At 72.0% G+C, this 18542-nt stretch carries 14 protein-coding genes; 9 read left to right on the top strand and 5 right to left on the bottom strand.

What is annotated here, in order from left to right; all coding sequences use genetic code 11:
* Window positions 1-53 precede the first annotated feature (53 nt).
* Complete coding sequence (locus VT50_RS35670; protein ID WP_046085003.1) at window positions 54-1448, top strand: DEAD/DEAH box helicase; 1395 nt, start codon at window positions 54-56, stop codon at window positions 1446-1448.
* A 171-nt stretch (window positions 1449-1619) separates the two neighbouring features.
* Window positions 1620-2429 (top strand): phosphatase, encoded by an 810-nt coding sequence (locus VT50_RS35665; protein WP_420822257.1) that lies wholly within the window; start codon window positions 1620-1622, stop codon window positions 2427-2429.
* Window positions 2430-2439: 10 nt separating this feature from the next.
* On the opposite strand, the gene VT50_RS35660 is transcribed toward VT50_RS35665, so the two are convergent.
* From VT50_RS35660 to VT50_RS35650, 3 genes are all read right to left on the bottom strand, one after another.
* The gene (locus VT50_RS35660; protein WP_046085004.1) at window positions 2440-3336 is read right to left on the bottom strand and encodes an acyl-CoA thioesterase; all 897 of its coding nucleotides are present in this window, start codon (window positions 3334-3336) and stop codon (window positions 2440-2442) included.
* Window positions 3337-3395: 59 nt separating this feature from the next.
* Complete coding sequence (locus VT50_RS35655; RefSeq protein ID WP_046085005.1) at window positions 3396-4553, bottom strand: acyl-CoA dehydrogenase family protein; 1158 nt, start codon at window positions 4551-4553, stop codon at window positions 3396-3398.
* A 129-nt stretch (window positions 4554-4682) separates the two neighbouring features.
* Complete coding sequence (locus tag VT50_RS35650; RefSeq protein WP_046085006.1) at window positions 4683-5366, bottom strand: SACE_7040 family transcriptional regulator; 684 nt, start codon at window positions 5364-5366, stop codon at window positions 4683-4685.
* Window positions 5367-5490: 124 nt separating this feature from the next.
* On the opposite strand from VT50_RS35650, the gene VT50_RS35645 reads away from it, so the two are divergent.
* The 4 genes from VT50_RS35645 to VT50_RS35625 are packed head-to-tail and all read left to right on the top strand — an operon-like array spanning window position 5491 to window position 11932.
* A complete protein-coding gene (locus tag VT50_RS35645) occupies window positions 5491-7143 on the top strand; it encodes a carboxyl transferase domain-containing protein (RefSeq protein WP_046085007.1) in 1653 nt (550 codons plus the stop codon).
* A gap of 50 nt (window positions 7144-7193) precedes the next feature.
* A complete protein-coding gene (locus VT50_RS40815; RefSeq protein ID WP_240529446.1) occupies window positions 7194-9830 on the top strand; it encodes an ATP-binding protein in 2637 nt (878 codons plus the stop codon).
* Complete coding sequence (locus VT50_RS35630) at window positions 9830-10762, top strand: hydroxymethylglutaryl-CoA lyase (RefSeq protein WP_046085008.1); 933 nt, start codon at window positions 9830-9832, stop codon at window positions 10760-10762. Before VT50_RS40815 ends, VT50_RS35630 begins: the two co-directional genes overlap by 1 nt.
* 3 nt (window positions 10763-10765) lie before the next feature.
* The gene (locus VT50_RS35625) at window positions 10766-11932 is read left to right on the top strand and encodes an acyl-CoA dehydrogenase family protein (RefSeq protein WP_206269541.1); all 1167 of its coding nucleotides are present in this window, start codon (window positions 10766-10768) and stop codon (window positions 11930-11932) included.
* Between the two features lie 87 nt (window positions 11933-12019).
* On the opposite strand, the gene VT50_RS35620 is transcribed toward VT50_RS35625, so the two are convergent.
* The gene (locus VT50_RS35620; protein WP_046085009.1) at window positions 12020-13630 is read right to left on the bottom strand and encodes a beta-N-acetylhexosaminidase; all 1611 of its coding nucleotides are present in this window, start codon (window positions 13628-13630) and stop codon (window positions 12020-12022) included.
* A gap of 148 nt (window positions 13631-13778) precedes the next feature.
* Between VT50_RS35620 and VT50_RS35615 the strand changes: the two genes are divergently transcribed.
* The 3 genes from VT50_RS35615 to glmS all read left to right on the top strand — a co-directional run bounded on the left by VT50_RS35615 (window position 13779) and on the right by glmS (window position 17120).
* A complete protein-coding gene (locus VT50_RS35615) occupies window positions 13779-14696 on the top strand; it encodes a DUF4429 domain-containing protein (RefSeq protein ID WP_046085010.1) in 918 nt (305 codons plus the stop codon).
* A 179-nt stretch (window positions 14697-14875) separates the two neighbouring features.
* Window positions 14876-15151 carry a hypothetical protein gene (locus VT50_RS35610; protein WP_046085011.1) on the top strand — a complete coding sequence of 92 codons (276 nt, stop codon included), beginning with the start codon at window positions 14876-14878 and terminating at the stop codon, window positions 15149-15151.
* A gap of 136 nt (window positions 15152-15287) precedes the next feature.
* Window positions 15288-17120: a glutamine--fructose-6-phosphate transaminase (isomerizing) gene (glmS, locus tag VT50_RS35605; RefSeq protein WP_046085012.1), complete on the top strand. Its 1833-nt coding sequence runs from the start codon at window positions 15288-15290 to the stop codon at window positions 17118-17120.
* A 425-nt stretch (window positions 17121-17545) separates the two neighbouring features.
* Here the strand turns inward: glmS and VT50_RS35600 are convergent, their stop codons facing one another.
* Window positions 17546-18067 (bottom strand): universal stress protein, encoded by a 522-nt coding sequence (locus VT50_RS35600; protein ID WP_079343961.1) that lies wholly within the window; start codon window positions 18065-18067, stop codon window positions 17546-17548.
* Window positions 18068-18542 lie beyond the last annotated feature (475 nt).

Genomic DNA, 18542 nt, shown 5'->3' with positions numbered 1-18542 from the left:
TCGTACGCGTTTCCGCACACCGTGTCACACCGCGTCCAGCAGAAGGCACCGCATTGAGCCCTTCCCCCCGCTCGTACCGCAAGAAGCCCGCGCCCTCCCGACGTTCCGGCGATCCGCAGCGCCGTCCCCGCCCCACCGGCGGAAATGAATTCGCGCTGCCGCCCGGCTCCGCCCCGGCGCTGCCCGCCGTCGCCTCGTTCTCCGAGCTCGACATGCCGGAGGGGCTGCTCACGGAGCTGGCCCAGCAGGGTGTCACCGTGCCCTTCCCGATCCAGGCGGCCGCCCTCCCCAACGCCCTCACCGGCCGGGACGTCCTGGGCCGTGGCCGGACCGGCTCCGGCAAGACCCTCGCCTTCGGCCTCGCCCTGCTGGCCCGCACCGCCGGGCAGCGCGCGGAGCCCCGCCGCCCGCTCGCCCTGGTGCTGGTCCCCACCCGGGAGCTGGCCCAGCAGGTCACCGATGCGCTTACCCCCTATGCCCGGCGGCTGCGGCTGCGTCCGGCCACCGTGGTCGGCGGGATGTCGATCAACCGCCAGGCCGAGGCCCTGCGCGGCGGCGCGGAGGTGGTCATCGCGACCCCCGGCCGCCTCCAGGACCTGATCGAACGCGGCGACTGCCGGCTGGACCAGGTGCGCACCACGGTCCTCGACGAGGCCGACCAGATGGCCGACATGGGCTTCCTGCCCCAGGTGACCCGGCTGCTGCGACTGGTCCCCGCCGACGGCCAGCGGCTGCTGTTCTCCGCGACCCTCGACCACAACATCGGCCTGCTGGTGCGCCAGTTCCTCCATGACCCGGCCGTGCACTCACTCGACCCGTCCGCCGGTGCCGTCACCACGATGGAACACCATGTGCTGCACATCACGGACACCGACAAGCGCTCCGTCATCACCCGGGTCGCCGCCAGAGACGGCCGCGTCATCCTGTTCCTGGACACCAAGCGCGGTGTCGACCGGCTGACCCGGCACCTGCTGACCAGCGGCGTACGGGCGGCAGCGCTGCACGGCGGGAAGTCCCAGCCGCAGCGCACCCGGACCCTGGACCACTTCAAGTCCGGCCATGTCACCGTGCTGGTGGCCACGAACGTCGCCGCCCGGGGCATCCATGTGGACGATCTCGATCTCGTCGTCAATGTCGACCCGCCCGCCGACCACAAGGACTATCTCCACCGTGGCGGCCGTACGGCCCGCGCGGGCGGATCCGGCAGCGTCATCACGCTGGTCACTCCGGACCAGCGCCGGGACATGGTCCGTCTCATGGCCGACGCGGGCATCACCCCACGGACCGCCCGGGTCCACTCCGCCGACCCCGAACTCACCCGGATCACCGGGGCACAGGATCCCTCCGGCGTTCCCGTGATCATCAGCGCGCCGCCCGCGCCGCCGCAGCCACGCCGTGGGGGCAGGGCCGCCCGCCGCCCCGCCAGGAGCCGTCGGCCCGGCCGTTAGGCCCGCCGGTGTACGGGCCGGTGCGGGGGCGCTACGGGCCGGTACGGGCCCGTGTGGGGCCCGGTGCGGCCCCGGGCAGCGGCTGTCCGGGCGAACGTCCGGCATTTCGCCATGATCGTGTCACGCCCGACCGGCGATGGATGTCCCCATTCCCCCGCCGGAGAGGCGACAATGGGCCACATGCCGATACCCAGCGCCGTGCCCAGCAGTGCCGAACTGATCGACCACCTCGTCCGTACGCGCATCGCGGGCGATGTCGCCACCCCTCGTGAGAACAACCTCTCCCACTACCGCAAGCTCGCGAACGGCGACCGCCACTACTGGCTCGGCCTGGAACTGGGCGACCGCTGGACCGATGAGCAGGACGTACTGGCGGTCATGGCCGAGCGCTGCGGTGTGGTGGACGACCCGGAGCACCGCTCGGGGCAGGACACCATCGACCCGGAGCTGACGGTCGGCGCGCTGGACCGGATGGCGTCGGTGCTGCGGAAGGCGGCGGAGGCGAACGAGCGGGTGCTGTTCGCCACCGGGCACCCGGGCGGGCTGCTGGAGGTCCACCGGGCCACGGCGGCGGCGCTGCGGGCCGCCGGGTGCGAGATCGTGGAGATCCCGGGCGGGCTGCAGGCGGACGAGGGGTACGTCTTCCAGTTCTGCGACGTGGCGATGTTGGAGCGGGGCGCCACGCTGTGGCACACCCACTCCCCGGCGCCCATGGCGGCCATCCTCGACGGGCTGGCCCACGAGGGGCGGCCGCTGCCCGATCTGGTGGTCGCCGACCACGGCTGGGCGGGGTGCGCGGGGCAGCGGGGCATCGACGCGGTGGGCTACGCGGACTGCAACGACCCGGCGCTCTTCCTCGGCGAGTCCGAGGGGACGATGTCGGTCGTGGTCCCGCTGGACGACCACGTCACCAACCCGAGGTTCTACGACGCGATGACGGCGTACCTGCTGGAGGCGGCGGGGCTGACGGCCCAGTTCTGAGCCCCGGCCCTCACTTCTTCCGCTCGCGCGGCACCCTCATGACCCCCTCCTGGATCACGGAGACGGCCAGCCGCCCGTCGGCGGTGAAGATGCGGCCCTTGGCGAGCCCGCGTCCGCCGGACGCGGAGGGGCTTTCCTGGTCGTACAGCAACCAGTCGTCCACCCGGAACGGCCGGTGGAACCACATGGCGTGGTCCAGGCTGGCACCGACGATGTCGCCGACCGCCCAGCCGCCGCGCCCATGGGCGAGCAAGATCGAGTCCAGCAGCGTCATATCGGAGACATAGGTCGCCAGGCAGACGTGGAGCAGTGGGTGGTCGGCGGCGCCGTCCAGTTTGCCGTTGGTCCGGAACCAAACCTGCGACTTCGGCTCGCGCGGCTGTCCGACGCTGCCGAAGGGCGGCTCGTCCACGTACCGCAGATCGACCGCGGCCCGCGCCTGGAGCATCCGCTCGGTCACCGCGGGGCCGAGGAAGAGGTGCTCATAGCGGGGCAGCAGCTCTTCGGCGGTGGGCAGGGAGAGCGGGTCGGGGACGTCCGGCATCGGCTCCTGGTGCTCGAGGCCGTCCTCGTGCAGCTGGAAGGAGGCCGATAGGTGGAAGATCGGCTGCCCGTGCTGGACGGCGACCACCCGGCGGGTGGTGAAGGAGTGGCCGTCCCTGATCCGGTCGACCGTGTAGACGATGGGCGCCCCGGGGTCGCCGGGCCGCAGGAAGTACGCGTGCAGCGAATGCGCCGAGCGGTCCGCGGGCACGGTGCGGCCCGCGGCGACCAGGGCCTGGGCGGCGACCTGACCGCCGAAGACCCGCGGTACGAGGGGTGCGGCGTCGCTGGTGCCGCGGAAGATGTCCTCCTCGATCTGCTCGAGGTCGAGCAGATCGAGAAGACCCTGAAGTGCGTCATTCATGATTCAAGCAGTCTTGCAGACCCGTATTGCGGTCCTGTTGCCGCTGGTCATGACGGTCGTCACAGCCCCATCGACTTGGCGACGATGGACCGCATGACCTCGCTGGTGCCGCCGTAGATCCGGTTGACGCGGGTGTCCGCGTACAGCCGGGCGATGGGGTACTCCATCATGTAGCCGTAACCGCCGTGGAGCTGCAGGCACCGGTCGATGACGACGGCGGCGCGCTCGGTGGTGAAGAGCTTGGCCGAGGCGGCGTCGGCGGCGGTCAGCTCACCGGCGTCATGCGCGTCCAGGGCCCGGTCCACGACCGCCTGCAGCGCGTCCACCTCGGACTTGCAGTCGGCGAGCACGAACTTGGTGTTCTGGAACGACGCCACCGGCTGGCCGAAGACCGTACGGTCGCGGACGTACTCGGCGGCGAACCGTACGGCGGCCGCGGCCTGTGCGTACGCCCCCACGGCGATCCCCAGCCGCTCCTGCGGCAGATTGTGGGCGAGGTAGCCGAACGCCTTGCCCTCCTCGCCCAGCAGGTCCTCCACCGGCACCTTGACGTCGGTGAAGGAGAGCTCGGCGGTGTCGGAGGTCTTCAGGCCCAGCTTCTCCAGCTTGCGGCCGACCGCGTAGCCCTCGCTCTTGGTGTCCACCACGAGGATGGATATGCCGCCGCGGCGGTCCTCGGGGGTGGGCGGGGCGGTGCGGGCGCAGACCAGCACCCGGTCGGCGAGCACGCCGCCGGTGATGAAGGTCTTGGCGCCGTTGAGGACGTAGTGGGTGCCGTCCTCGGAGAGCTTGGCGGTGGTCTTCATGCCCGCCAGGTCGGAGCCGGTGCCGGGCTCGGTCATGGCGATGGCGGTCATCATGTCGCCGGTGACGAAGGAGGGCAGCCAGCGCCGCTTCTGCTCCTCGTTGGCGTACTTGAGGAGATACGGCAGGCACAGCGCGGTGTGGACGCCGCTGCCACCGAAGCTGACCCCGGCGCGGGCGGTCTCCTCGGTGATGACGGCGTTGAACTTGAAGCTGGTCTCGCCGGCCCCGCCGTACTCCTCGGGCACCTCGATGCCGAAGACACCGAGCTCACCGAGCTTCTTGTAGAACTCGCGCGGGGCCTGACCGGCCTCCCGCCACTCGTCGTAGTACGGCACGACCTCGGCCGCGATGAAGTCGCGGATGGTCTCCCGGAACGCCTCGTGGTCCTCGTTGAACACCGTGCGGCGCATATTGGCGTGGCCCTCCTTGCGGCTAAGCCGCCGCCGCTCTCGCGGATCCGCCCGGCCGCCGTCGTGATTCCTCAATGATGGCTTGGCAACGCTCAGCTAAGCGCTTGCTCAGTGAAAGCTACCCGTCGGTTAGCGGCCCTGTCCAGAGCCATCCACGCCATGGATGCCGTCACCACGAGCGCCATCGCTACGGGAGCCGTCACCACGAGCGCCGTCACTATGGGCGCCCTCGAAGGCGCCGAGGGCCAGGCGGTGCAGCAGGGCGGCCGTGGCAGCGCGCCCCGGGAGGGCTCCGGGGCGGCCGAGGTGCGGCGTGGAGTTGAGCAGCCCGAAGACGGCGTGGACACACGCGCGGGCCTCGGCCTCGGCAAGCCGGGGGTAGACCTTGCGCACCACCTCGACCCACAGCTCCACGTACTGCCGCTGGAGGGAGCGCACCAGCTTGCGGTCGGTGTCCCGGAGCCGGTCGAGCTCGCGGTCGTGGAGGATGATCAGCGGGCGGTCGTCGAGGGCGAAGTCGATATGCCCCTCGACCAGCGAGTCCAGCACCTCCGCGGGGGCGCGCCCGGCGCCCTCCCCCTCCGCGGTCCGCCGCTTGCCGCCCGTCAGCAGCCGACCGCTGATCCCGACGAGCAGCTCGGCCAGCATGGCCTCCTTGCCGGGGAAGTGGCGGTAGAGACCGGGACCGCTGATGCCGACCGCGGCGCCTATCTCATCGACGCCGACGCCGTGGAAGCCGCGCTCGGCGAAGAGGCGGGCGGCCTCCTTGAGGATCTGCTCACGGCGGCTCGGGGCGGGTGCTTGCGTGCTCATGGAATCAATTCTAGACAGCGGGGTTAGTGGTCGTTAACCTGGTGCGGGAGTAGTTAACGTTCACTAACGGTACCGAGCGGGACTCAGCGGAACTGAGCGGGACCGAGCGAGGGGGCTCGTAGCCATGGAGCAGGCACCGGCGCTGCGCAGCGGCGCCGACCCGGGGTCCGAGGCCTGGAAGGCCAATGAGGCCGGGCACCGCGAGCTGGCCGCGCGGCTGCGCGAGAAGCTGGCCGTGGCGCGGCTCGGCGGCGGCGAGAGGGCGCGGGCGCGGCACACCGCGCGCGGCAAGCTGCTGCCGCGCGACCGGGTGGACACCCTGCTGGATCCGGGCTCCCCGTTCCTGGAGCTGGCCCCGCTCGCGGCCGAGGGGATGTACGGGGGGCAGGCCCCGGCGGCGGGGGTGATCGCCGGGATCGGGCGGGTGTCGGGCCGCGAGGTGGTCGTGGTCGCCAATGACGCCACCGTCAAGGGCGGCACGTACTACCCGATGACGGTGAAGAAGCACCTGCGCGCCCAGGAGGTCGCGCTGGAGAACCACCTGCCGTGCGTCTATCTGGTCGACTCCGGCGGCGCCTTCCTCCCCATGCAGGACGAGGTCTTCCCGGACCGCGACCACTTCGGGCGGATCTTCTACCACCAGGCGCGGCTGTCCGGCGCCGGAATTCCGCAGGTCGCGGCGGTGATGGGATCCTGCACCGCGGGCGGGGCGTATGTCCCGGCGATGAGCGACGAGGCCGTGATCGTGCGCGGGCAGGGCACGATCTTCCTGGGCGGGCCGCCGCTGGTGAAGGCGGCCACCGGCGAGGTGGTCTCGGCGGAGGAGCTGGGCGGCGGCGAGGTCCACTCCCGGGTCTCGGGCGTCACCGACCACCTGGCCGAGGACGACGCCCATGCGCTGCGGATCGTCCGCTCCATCGTCGCCACCCTGCCGCCGTCCCCGATGCGGCAGGGGTCGCCGCCGTGGCCGCTGGAGCCCTCCGAGGAGCCCGCGGTGGACCCGGCGGGGCTCTACGGGGCGGTTCCGGTCGACTCGCGCACGCCGTACGACGTGCGGGAGGTCATCGCGCGGGTGGTGGACGGCTCGCGGTTCGCCGAGTTCAAGGCCGAGTTCGGCACCACGCTGGTCACGGGCTTCGCTCGGATCATGGGCCATCCGGTCGGCATCGTCGCCAACAACGGCATCCTGTTCTCCGAATCGGCCCAGAAGGGCGCCCACTTCATCGAGCTGTGCGACCAGCGCGGCATCCCCCTGGTCTTCCTGCAGAACATCTCGGGGTTCATGGTCGGCCGCAGCTATGAGGCGGGCGGTATCGCCAAGCACGGCGCCAAGATGGTCACCGCCGTGGCCTGCACCCGCGTGCCCAAGCTCACGGTCGTGATCGGCGGTTCCTACGGCGCGGGCAACTACTCGATGTGCGGCCGGGCCTATTCGCCGCGCTTCCTGTGGATGTGGCCCAACGCCAAGATCTCCGTGATGGGCGGTGAGCAGGCCGCCTCCGTGCTCGCCACCGTCAAGCGCGACCAGATGGAGGCGCGCGGGGAGGAGTGGAGCGCCGAGGACGAGGAGGCGTTCCGGGCCCCGGTCCGCGAGCAGTACGAGACGCAGGGAAACGCCTACTACGCCACCGCCCGGCTGTGGGACGACGGCGTGATCGACCCCCTGGAGACCCGTACGGTGCTCGGCCTCGCCCTGACGGCCTGTGCCAACGCACCGCTGCCCGGCCGTTCGGCCACCGAGCCCGTGGCGCCCGGCTACGGCGTCTTCCGGATGTGAGGGGGATGCACCCGATGAGTGCTCCGAAGGCGACCGGCCCGTCGCCCGCGATGTTCGACACCGTGCTGGTGGCCAACCGCGGCGAGATCGCCGTGCGGGTCATCCGCACCCTGCGGCGGCTCGGGGTCCGCTCGGTCGCCGTCTACAGCGACGCCGACGCGGACGCCCGTCATGTGCGCGAGGCGGACACGGCGGTGCGGATCGGCCCCGCCCCCGCCGCGGAGAGCTATCTGTCCATCGAGCGGCTGCTGGAGGCCGCGGCGCGCACCGGCGCCCAGGCCGTCCACCCCGGCTATGGCTTCCTCGCGGAGAACGGGGCGTTCGCCCGCGCCTGCGCCGACGCCGGGCTCGCCTTCATCGGGCCGCCCGCCGGGGCCATCGAGCTGATGGGCGACAAGATCCGCGCCAAGGAGACCGTGCGCGCGGCCGGGGTGCCGGTGGTGCCGGGCTCCTCGGGCAGCGGGCTGACGGACGGGCAGCTCACCGCCGCCGCCCGGGAGATCGGCATGCCGGTGCTGCTGAAGCCCTCGGCGGGCGGCGGCGGCAAGGGCATGCGGCTGGTCCGCGACGAGGCGCTGCTCGCCGACGAGATCGCGGCCGCCCGGCGGGAGGCGCGCGGCGCCTTCGGCGATGACACCCTGCTGGTGGAGCGCTGGATCGACCGGCCCCGGCACATCGAGATCCAGGTGCTGGCGGACGGTCAGGGACGTGTGGTCCACCTCGGGGAGCGCGAGTGCTCGCTGCAGCGCCGCCATCAGAAGATCATCGAGGAGGCGCCAAGCCCGCTGCTGGACGAGGCCACCCGGGCGCGGATGGGCGAGGCCGCGGTGGCGGCGGCCCGGTCCTGCGGCTATGTGGGCGCGGGCACGGTCGAGTTCATCGTGCCGGGCGACGACCCGTCGGCGTACTGCTTCATGGAGATGAACACCCGGCTCCAGGTGGAGCATCCGGTGACCGAGTTGACGGTGTCGGTCGGCGGGCGGCCCGGTCTGGACCTGGTGGAGTGGCAGCTGCGCGTGGCCGCGGGCGAGCCGCTGCCGTTCGGGCAGGACGACATCGGCTTCGCGGGCCATGCGGTGGAGGCCCGTATCTGCGCCGAGACCGCCCGCGCGGCGGCCGACGGCCGGGTGGACTTCCTGCCCTCGGCCGGGACCGTGCTGGCGCTGGACGAGCCGGACGGCGAGGGGGTGCGGGTCGACTCCGGGCTGAGCCAGGGCACCGAGGTCGGCACGGTCTACGACCCGATGCTCGCCAAGGTCATCGCCCATGGCCCCGACCGCCCCACCGCCCTGCGCCGGCTGCGCGCCGCACTCGGCTCCCTGACCGTCCTCGGCGTGGACACCAACACCGGCTTTCTGCGCCGTCTGGCCGCCCACCCCGCGGTCGCCTCGGGCGAGCTCGACACGGGCCTGGTCGACCGCGCGGCGGCCCGGCTGATCCCGGCGGCCGTCCCGGAGGAGGTCTACGCGGCGGCGGCCCTGCTGCGCCAGGCGGCGCTGGAGCCCAGCGCTCCGCGCGGCGGCGGATCCGGTGGCCGCCCGGAGCCCGGCGGCTCCGGCCCCGGCGGCCCGGCCGCGGACGTCTGGGTCGATCCGTTCTCGGTGCCCACCGGCTGGCGGCTCGGCGGCGCACCGGCCTGGACGGTCCACCGCCTCCGCGTGGCGGGCCACCCGCCGGTCACGGTCCGCGTCCGCGGCCGCGCCCATGACGCGGAGCTCCACATCGAGCACGCTGACGCCGCCCCGGCACCAACCGGGTCGACGGCCCGCCCCGGCGGAGCCCCGGCAGCGGCCGAGGCGACGGACCGGCCCAGCGGGCCACAGGGCGCGGGCCAAGGCGCCCCGGAGACCCCCACCACCGGCCGGACCGACGAGCCACAGGGCACGGCGGCCGAGGCCACGCAGCCGGAGGGCGCCGCAGCCGAGGCCACCCGGACCATGGGCGCGGGCGAGGACGGCGCGGCGGCCCCCGCCACCCGGACCAGCCCCAACTCCACCGTCACCGGCGCCGGTGCGGGCATCCCGGGAGCGGAGGCGGACGGGCGGGCCGCCGCCCACCACGCGGCAGCGGACCGCCGCCCCGGCGGGGCGCACGCGGCAGCGGGCACGGCCCCGCGCGCGGCGGACCCGCGCCCGGCGGCCGACGCGGGCACCAGCACTCCCGCCGACGCTGGCGCGGGCGCGGGCACCACCGCCACTCCGGCCCGCGCGGGGGCGGACGCCGCATGGCGCCCGGCGGCCGACACGGGAGCCGCCGTGCGGGCGCGGCTCATCGCCCTCGACGACGGCTCCGTATTGCTGGACCTCGATGGGGTCACCCATCGCCTCCGGCATGCCGTGCACGGCGCGAGCCACTGGCTGGGGCGGGACGGGGACGCCTGGCGCGTGGTCGGGCACGACCCCGTGGAGGAGGCGCTGAGCGGAGGCGCAGCCGCGGCGCACGCCGGGGAGCTCACCGCGCCCATGCCCGGCACCGTCACCGTCGTGAAGGCGGCCGTCGGCGATGAGGTCACCGCGGGTCAGGGCCTGCTGGTGGTCGAGGCGATGAAGATGGAGCACCTCATCTCCGCGCCGCACGACGGCACCGTCACCGAGCTCGAGGTGACCCCCGGCAGCACGGTCGCCATGGATCAGCTGCTGGTGGTCGTCACCCCGCACGAGCCGCACCAGAGCGAGGAGCGTGAGTGATGACCCTCCCCATGACCGTCCCGGCCCCCGGGCTGCCCACCCGGGTCCGGATCCACGAGGTGGGCCCCCGGGACGGGCTGCAGAACGAGAAGGAGCTGGTCCCGGCGGCCATCAAGGCCGAGTTCATCCACCGGCTCGCCGAGGCGGGCCTCACCACCATCGAGGCCACCAGCTTCGTCCACCCCACATGGGTGCCCCAACTGGCCGACGCCGAGGAGCTGATGGCGCTCATCGACGACGTGGACGCCCGGCTCCCCGTGCTGGTGCCCAATGAGCGCGGGCTGGACCGCGCCCTCGCGCTGGGCGCGCGCGAGATCGCCGTCTTCGCCAGCGCCACGGAGTCCTTCGCCAAGGCCAACCTCAATCGCACGGTGGACGGCGCGCTGGAGATGTTCGAGCCGGTCGTCGCCAAGGCCAAGGACGCGGGCGCGGCCGTGCGCGGGTATCTGTCCATGTGCTTCGGCGACCCGTGGGAGGGCCCGGTCCCGATCTCCCAGACCGTCTCGGTCAGCCGCCGCCTGATGGACATGGGATGCGATGAGATCAGCCTCGGCGACACCATCGGCGTGGCCACCCCGGGCCATGTGCGGGAGCTGCTGGACACCCTGAACGAGGCGGGCGTCCCCGACGACCGGCTGGCCGTGCACTTCCACGACACCTACGGCCAGGCGCTCGCCAACACCCTCGCCGCGCTCGAGCACGGCGTGACCACCGTCGACGCCTCCGCCGGTGGCCTCGGCGGCTGCCCGTACGCCAAGAGCGCCACCGGCAACCTCGCCACCGAAGACCTCGTGTGGATGCTCGACGGCCTCGGCATCGAGACCGGGGTCGACATCGGCCGTCTCACCGCCACCAGCGTGTGGATGGCCCGGCACCTGGGCCGGCCCAGCCCGTCCCGCACCGTCCGCGCCCTCTCCCAGAAGGAGATCTGAGCCATGCCGATCGACCACCGACTCAGCCCCGAACACGAGGAACTGCGCCGCACCGTCGAGGCGTTCGCGCATGATGTGGTCGCCCCCAAGATCGGGGAGTACTGGGAGCAGCATGAGTTCCCGTACGAGATCGTCCGTGAGATGGGCCGGATGGGCCTGTTCGGCCTGCCCTTCCCGGAGGAGTACGGCGGTATGGGCGGGGACTACTTCGCGCTCTGCCTCGCCCTGGAGGAGCTGGCCCGGGTGGACTCCTCGGTGGCGATCACCCTGGAGGCGGGAGTCTCGCTCGGCGCGATGCCGATCTTCCTCTACGGCACGGAGGAGCAGAAGCGCACCTGGCTGCCCGGGCTCTGCTCCGGGGAGACCCTGGGCGCGTTCGGCCTGACCGAGCCCGGGGGCGGTTCGGACGCGGGCGCCACCCGCACCACGGCCCGGCTGGACGACGCCACCGGCGAGTGGGTGATCAACGGCACCAAGTGCTTCATCACCAACTCCGGTACGGACATCACCGCGCTGGTCACCGTCACCGCCGTCACCGGCCGCAAGGAGGACGGCCGCCCCGAGATCTCCTCGATCATCGTGCCGTCCGGCACCCCCGGCTTCAGCGTGGCCGCCCCCTACTCCAAGGTGGGGTGGAACGCCTCGGACACCCGTGAGCTGTCCTTCGCCGACTGCCGGGTCCCGGCCGCCAATCTGCTGGGCGCGGAGGGCCGGGGGTACGCCCAGTTCCTGCGGATACTGGACGAGGGCCGGATCGCGATCTCCGCCCTGGCCACCGGGCTCGCCCAGGGCTGTGTGGACGAGTCGGTGGCGTATGCCAGGACCCGCGAGGCGTTCGGCCGTCCCATCGGCGCCAACCAGGCGATCCAGTTCAAGCTGGCCGATATGGAGATGCGCGCCCATATGGCCCGGGTGGCCTGGCGCGACGCGGCGTCCCGGCTGGTACTCGGCGAGCCGTTCAAGAAGGAGGCGGCGATCGCCAAGCTCTACTCCTCCGAGGTCGCGGTGGACAACGCCCGCGAGGCCACCCAGATCCACGGTGGCTATGGCTTTATGAACGAGTATCCGGTGGCCCGGATGTGGCGGGACTCCAAGATCCTGGAGATCGGCGAGGGCACCAGCGAGGTCCAGCGCACGCTGATCGCCCGGGAGTTGGGCTTCGCGAGCTGACCGGGCGGCGCCGAAGAGCCGCCCCGGTGGGGCACCGCCACAGCGGCGATGCCCCACCGGGCCCGGGGGCCGCGCCCCGCACCAGACTCAGCCGTTGGGCCAGGGGATCTGCGGGGAGCGGTAGTACGCGATCCCCATCGCATCCCAGCGGGGGCCCTGCGCCGCCACCCGCACCTTGTACTCGTCCCAGTTGTGCGCGCTCGCGGGCGCCCAGCCGAGCTCGGCGATGCCGGGAAGGCGGGGGAAGGCCATGTACTCGATGTGCGCGCTGGTCTCGAGGGTCTCCGACCACAGCGGCGCCTCGACACCGAGCACCGAGGACTCCGGGACGCCCTTGATGTAGGTGGCCGGGTCCCAGTCGTAGGACTGCTTCGCCTCGACGTACCCGGCCCAGCTCTGCCCCAGGGGTGTATTGGCGTCGTACTTCATGTCCAGATAGGCGCGGTTGGCCGGGGAGAGGATCAGCCGGGTGCCCGCTTTGGCCGCGTCGGCGACCTCCTTCTCGTTCCCGTCCGTCCCCCAGTACTGGGCGATCGCGCCCTCCACGGGGTGCGCACCGGTCAGCTGGTGCCAGCCGACCACCGTCTTGCCGTACTTGGCGACCACCGGCTGCACCCGGTCCATGAAGGCCACATAGTCCTCATGGCTGGTGGAGTGGGCCTCATCACCGCCGATGTGGAGGTAGGGGCCGGGGGTGAGCGCGGCGAGCTCGCGGATGACGTCGTCCACGAAGTCGTACGTCACCTCCTTCGGCACGCACAGCGAGCTGAAACCGACCTCGGTGCCGGTGTAGAGGGGCGGGGCGACGCCGTCGCAGTTGAGCTCCGCGTAGGAGGCGAGCGCCGCGTTGGTGTGGCCCGGCATGTCGATCTCGGGGACGACGGTCAACTCACGGCTGGCCGCGTAGCGCACGATCTCGCGGTAGTCGTCCTTGGTGTAGTAGCCGCCGGGCCCGCCCCCGACCTGCGTGGAGCCGCCGAACTCAGCCAGCTTCGGCCAGGAGTCGACCGCGATCCGCCACCCCTGGTCGTCCGAGAGATGCAGATGCAGCGTGTTGATCTTGTAGAGGGCCAGCTGGTCGATATAGCGCTTGACCTGGTCCACACCGAAGAAGTGCCGGGAGACATCGAGCATCGCGGACCGCCAGGCGTAGCGCGGCACATCGGTGATGGTGCCGCCGGAGACCCGCCAGGGGCCCGACTGCCGGGTGGCGCGCTCGATGGACGCGGGCAGCAGCTGCCGCAGCGTCTGGACGCCGTGGAACAGCCCGGCCGAGCCGCGTGCGGTGAGGGTGATCGCACGGCCGGTGACCTGGAGCCGGTACCCCTCCTCGCCGAGCGTCCGCGCCCCGGCCGCCTTGGGCGTCAGCCGCAGCCGAATGCCGTCGTCGCCCGAGCGGGTGGTGACGGGCAGCGAGTAGCCGGTGGCGGGGCGCAGGGCCCGCGCCAGGTAGTCGCCCACCCGGTGCGCCGCGCGCGCCGAGCGGTCGGAGCCGTCGGAGCCCTCGGAGCCAGTGGAGCCGGACACGCGGATGGGGGTGTCGGGGCGGATCGCGTACGAGCCCGCCGCGGGCCGTACGGACGCGGGCGCGGGCACGACCCGGTCCAAAGGTGTCGGGGCGGCCACGGCGGCGTCCTTAACAGATGCGGAGGAGGAAGCGGAGGCGGAGGAGGCCGTGGTCCCCGCCCCGGCCACCATGGTCAGCAGCAGGGAACACAGAAATCGTGCACGATATCGTCTCACAGGGGGTCCCTTCAACGAAACGTGGCATCTTGGGTACCGCGAGGGCCAGTTGTGGTCAAGGTGCAGACCAATGTGTCGCTGGCCGCCTGTCAGAATTCACCGCATGGCGGAAATCACCCAGCGCGATGGCGCCTGGAGCTTTGACGGGGAAGCGATCCGGATCGTCCCGGGGCGGGACCGCGGCGTGCCTGCCGTGCGGCAGGCACTCGGCGAACTGACCGTTCCCCTGGTGGCCTTGGCCGGGGTGGCCTATGAGCCGGGCCGGAAGTCGGGTCGGCTGCGGCTGCGGCTGCGCGAGGGGGCGGACCCGCTGCTGCAGGCCACCGGCGGCAAGCTGCCGGACGCCGCCGATCCGTATCAGCTCTCGGTGGAGCCCGAGCGCAGGGACCTCGCCGAGTATCTGGTGGACGAGGTCCGCCAGGCCCTGACCCTGGAGCAGGTGGAGCCGGACCCCTGCGACCGCTATGTGCTGCCCGGCCCCTCGGTGCCGATCTCGGCGTCGGCGGGCGATGCCACGGTCTCCTTCGACGGGGAGCGGATCCGGCTCGACTGGAACTGGAAGACCGAGGAGTCGAAGAAGTCGGGCGGCCCCCGCACGGTCCTCCTGCCGGACCTGGAGATGGTGGAGTGGGTCCCTGCCGTCGGGCTGGAGAACGGCTACCTCCGCTTCATCACGGCCAAGGCCACGGCGACGGCCGCGCCCAAGTACGACCCGCATGCCGTGGTGCTGTACGGGTTCAAGAAGGATCCGCTGATGGCGCTGGTCGCGGCGGCCGTCGTGGCGCGGATGCCGCATCCGGGCGCCCCGGCGAAGGCGCTCCCGCTCCCCGCCCAGCCGCCCGCCCCCGGACCGGTGCCCGCGGACGCCCCGCCCGCCGGGGGCGACGAGGGTGAGGTGGATCACGACGTCCTGCTGCGACGGCTGCGCGAGCTGGGCGATCTTCACCAGAGCGGGATCCTCACCGAGGAGGAGTTCACCACCGCCAAACAGGCCGTGCTCCGCCGCTTCTCCGACGCCTGAGGAGCGGCTTCCCCGCCCACCCGAGGGACCACTTCCTCCCGCCTACGGGACGGCTTCTCCTCCGCCGAGGGCCGGATTCTCCGTCACCAACGGCCGGATTCTTCGTCACCGGGGCCGAACTCTGCCCGAACTCGGGCAGGAATGTTGCGAAACGCCGCACCGCATCGCAGTATCGACGGATGCTCGACCGCCGTATGTCCCATGATGACCTCATCGACCACCTGGTCCGCAGTACGCCGCTCGGCCGCGGCGAGGCGGGCCGGGTGGTGCTGGACGTCCTGGCGTACTTCGACGAGACGACGGAGGAGTTCGTCCGGCGCCGCCACCGCGAACTGCAGTCCGGCGGGCTGACCAACGCGGACATCTTCGAGCGGATCACGGCCGAGCTGCCGTACCGCGCGGTGACCCCGCCCGAACTCTCGCTGCGCCAGCTGCGCCGCATCGTCTACGGCTGACGGCGCCGCCACGACGCCGGTAGGACCCCGGTCCACGACGGCGGCCGCCACCGCCGGACACGAGCTCGAGCGTCCACGGGCATGCACGAACCTGCACGACCATGCACGAGCGATCCAATGGGAGGGCCTGAACACCATGTGCGGAATCGTCGGATACATCGGCAAGCGCGATGTGGCACCGCTGCTGCTTGAGGGACTGCAGCGGCTGGAGTACCGCGGCTATGACTCCGCGGGGCTGGCGATCCAGGGCAAGCCCGCCAAGGGCGTGCAGAGCGCCGGGCTGAAGACCGCCAAGGCCAAGGGCCGGGTCCGGGACCTCGAGGCCAAGCTGCCCAAGCGGTTCGCGGGCACCACCGGGATAGCCCACACCCGCTGGGCCACCCATGGCGCGCCCAACGATGTCAACGCCCATCCGCATCTGGACGCGGAGGGCAAGGTCGCCGTCGTCCACAACGGCATCATCGACAACGCCGCCGATCTGCGCGCCAAGCTGGCCGCCGACGGTGTGGAGCTGGCCTCCGACACCGACTCCGAGGCGCTGGCCCACCTCATCGGCCGCTCCCAGGCGCCCACCCTGGAGGAGAAGGTCCGCCACGCGCTGGCGATGGTCGAGGGCACGTACGGCATCGCCGTACTGCACGCGGACTTCCCCGACCGCATCGTCGTCGCCCGCAACGGCTCGCCCGTGGTGCTGGGCATCGGGGAGAAGGAGATGTTCGTCGCCTCGGACGTCGCCGCGCTGGTGAGCCACACCCGTCAGGTGGTCACCCTGGACGACGGCGAGATGGCCACCCTCAAGGCCGACGACTACCGCACCTACACCACCGAGGGCAGCCGCACCTCCACCTCCCCCACCACCGTGGAGTGGGAGGCCGAGTCGTACGACATGGGCGGCCACGACACCTATATGCACAAGGAGATCCACGAGCAGGTCGACGCCGTGGACCGGGTGCTGCGCGGGCGGATCGACGACCGCTTCTCCACCGTCCACCTGGGCGGGCTCAACCTGGACGCCCGCGCGGCGCGCGGGGTGCGCCGGGTCAAGATCCTCGGCTGTGGTTCGGCGTACCACACGGGCCTGATCGGCGCCCAGCTGATCGAGGAGCTGGCCCGGATCCCGGCGGACGCGGAGCCCGCGAGCGAGTTCCGCTACCGCAACCCGGTGGTGGACCCGGACACCCTCTACATCGCGGTCAGCCAGTCCGGCGAGACGTACGACACCCTGGCGGCCGTCCAGGAGCTCAAGCGCAAGGGCGCGCGGGTGCTGGGCGTCGTCAATGTCGTGGGCAGCGCGATCGCCCGGGAGACGGACGGCGGGGTGTACGTCCACGCCGGTCCTGAGGTGTGTGTCGTCTCCACCAAGTGCTTCACCAACACCGCCGTCGCCTTCGCGCTGCTCGCCCTGCACCTGGGCCGGATCCGCGATCTCTCGGTCGCCGACGGCAAGCGGATCATCGCCGGGCTGCGGAAGCTGCCCGAGCAGATCGCCGAGGTGCTGCGCGGCGAGGAGGAGATCAAAGCGCTCGCCGCTGAATACGCGAACGCAAAGAGCATGATGTTCGTCGGACGGGTCCGCGGCTACCCGGTGGCGCGCGAGGCGTCCCTGAAGCTGAAGGAGGTCTCCTACGTCCACGCCGAGGCGTATCCGGCCTCCGAGCTCAAGCACGGGCCGCTCGCGCTGATCGAGCCCGAGGTGCCCACCGTGGCGGTCCTGCCCGACGACGACCTGCTGGAGAAGAACCGCGCGACGCTGGAGGAGATCAAGGCCCGCAGCGGCCGGATCCTGGCCGTGGCCCACCGGAAGCAGGAGAAGGCGGACCACACGATCGTGGTGCCCCGCAATGAGGTGGAGCTCGACCCGATCCTGATGGGCATCCCGCTCCAACTGCTCGCCTACCACACGGCACTGGCGCTCGGCCGGGACATCGACAAGCCCCGCAACCTCGCCAAGTCGGTGACGGTCGAATAGGCCCGCACCGCCCGCGACCTCGGCGGATCCTTTGGCGGTCCCCCGCGTGTGCCACCACGCACGCGGGGGCCGCCTCCCCTTGCCGACGTCGCCTCTCATACGCCGGCGGCTGGCCGTCGCGCGGGAACCGTCACTTCTCGCGCGACAGCACGATTGAACGGTTTGTACCCCTCACAAACGCACAATCCACCTCTACGCACGGGTAGGTTTGGCCGTTGTCAAGATGGACTTGACGCCATCTCGCCTGCGGTCAAAGGGAGTTGAAGGTGTCCGGTTCCAGGCGCCCGCGCCATGTCGTGCCAGCGGCAGAGGTTTTGAACTGAACTACGTCACGTGACGAGGAGGCGGGCGGCGCCGGGCACGGTGCGTTCGGAGTCCGGGGAACCCGGCGGAGCCAGAAGGGCTGGATGACGCCGCGCGGACGCTCAGGGAATGACGACCACGGGCCGCTGCGCGCGCCGCGCGAGCCGCCCCGCGACCGAGCCGAAGATCCGCCCCACCAGCCCGTGGGTGGAGCCCACCACAATGGCGTCGGCCGCGTACTCCCGGCCGACCTCCTCCAGCTCGTGGCAGATGTCCCCGCCCCGCTCGACGAGGATCCAGGGCACCTCGCAGAGATGATCGGCGCAGGCCAGCTCGAGCCCCAGCACCTCGGTGCGGTGATCGGGGACATCGACGAACACCGGCGGCTCACAGCCCGCCCAGACCGTCGTCGGCAGCCGGTTGGCCACATGGACGATGATCAGCCCGGAGCCGGAACGCCGGGCCATGCCGATCGCGTAGGCGAGAGCGCGCTCGCTCGACATGGAACCGTCGAATCCCACCACAACACCGTGCTGGAACGCTGGATCGCAGGAATGACGTGTTTCTTCCGCCGCTTCGGGGTGCGCCATATGATCGGCGACCCGCTTGCGGTCCGCGGGTTCGGGGATTTCGTGACCGGCCATCGGTGTCTCGGCGAAGGATGTCCTCGTGCGGAGGGATCGGCGGGGGCTCAGGTAGAGGGCTGTCGGGGGACTTGAGCTCCGCTGGAGCTCGGGCGACGGTCTCGAGGATCGAAATCCGTCCGGGATTCATCTTTCCAAGCCCTTACCCCCAAGGGTACGGCGGCATTCACCACCTGCCCAGAGGCCGCCACGGGAGCGGAGCGCCCGAAGCGTTCCCCGGAGCATGCCGGAGGGCGGCCCGTAACGCAATGCCCCAAGTGGTCCCCTGTCGGGCCGGGCCCCGGCCCGCGGCCCGGCCCGGCGGGGCAGCCGCGGTACGCCGTGCGGCCGCCCGGCAGTGACCTGGGGGCGGGCCGGGCGTTGTAGTAGCGGCACCGGGTGCGGCGGCCCCGGCCCGCCCGGCCCACCTGCCCGGATCCCTCGCCCGCCGCCCCCTCGCCACCCCCGCGCCGAGCCCCCGCCGACACCTCGTCGG

Source organism: Streptomyces antioxidans (assembly GCF_000968685.2).
Classification (GTDB): domain Bacteria; phylum Actinomycetota; class Actinomycetes; order Streptomycetales; family Streptomycetaceae; genus Streptomyces; species Streptomyces antioxidans.
This window is presented reverse-complemented; position numbering and strand designations above follow the sequence as displayed.

Coding starts and splice junctions, on each gene's coding strand:
- VT50_RS40815 (WP_240529446.1), top strand. CDS start 7,194: ATGTTCGACACCGTGCTGGTGGCCAACCGCGGCGAGATCGCCGTGCGG.
- VT50_RS35650 (WP_046085006.1), bottom strand. CDS start 5,366: ATGAGCACGCAAGCACCCGCCCCGAGCCGCCGTGAGCAGATCCTCAAG.
- VT50_RS35630 (WP_046085008.1), top strand. CDS start 9,830: ATGACCCTCCCCATGACCGTCCCGGCCCCCGGGCTGCCCACCCGGGTC.
- VT50_RS35665 (WP_420822257.1), top strand. CDS start 1,620: ATGGGCCACATGCCGATACCCAGCGCCGTGCCCAGCAGTGCCGAACTG.
- VT50_RS35615 (WP_046085010.1), top strand. CDS start 13,779: ATGGCGGAAATCACCCAGCGCGATGGCGCCTGGAGCTTTGACGGGGAA.
- VT50_RS35660 (WP_046085004.1), bottom strand. CDS start 3,336: ATGAATGACGCACTTCAGGGTCTTCTCGATCTGCTCGACCTCGAGCAG.
- VT50_RS35620 (WP_046085009.1), bottom strand. CDS start 13,630: ATGGTGGCCGGGGCGGGGACCACGGCCTCCTCCGCCTCCGCTTCCTCC.
- VT50_RS35655 (WP_046085005.1), bottom strand. CDS start 4,553: ATGCGCCGCACGGTGTTCAACGAGGACCACGAGGCGTTCCGGGAGACC.
- VT50_RS35610 (WP_046085011.1), top strand. CDS start 14,876: ATGCTCGACCGCCGTATGTCCCATGATGACCTCATCGACCACCTGGTC.
- glmS (WP_046085012.1), top strand. CDS start 15,288: ATGTGCGGAATCGTCGGATACATCGGCAAGCGCGATGTGGCACCGCTG.
- VT50_RS35645 (WP_046085007.1), top strand. CDS start 5,491: ATGGAGCAGGCACCGGCGCTGCGCAGCGGCGCCGACCCGGGGTCCGAG.
- VT50_RS35600 (WP_079343961.1), bottom strand. CDS start 18,067: ATGGCCGGTCACGAAATCCCCGAACCCGCGGACCGCAAGCGGGTCGCC.
- VT50_RS35625 (WP_206269541.1), top strand. CDS start 10,766: ATGCCGATCGACCACCGACTCAGCCCCGAACACGAGGAACTGCGCCGC.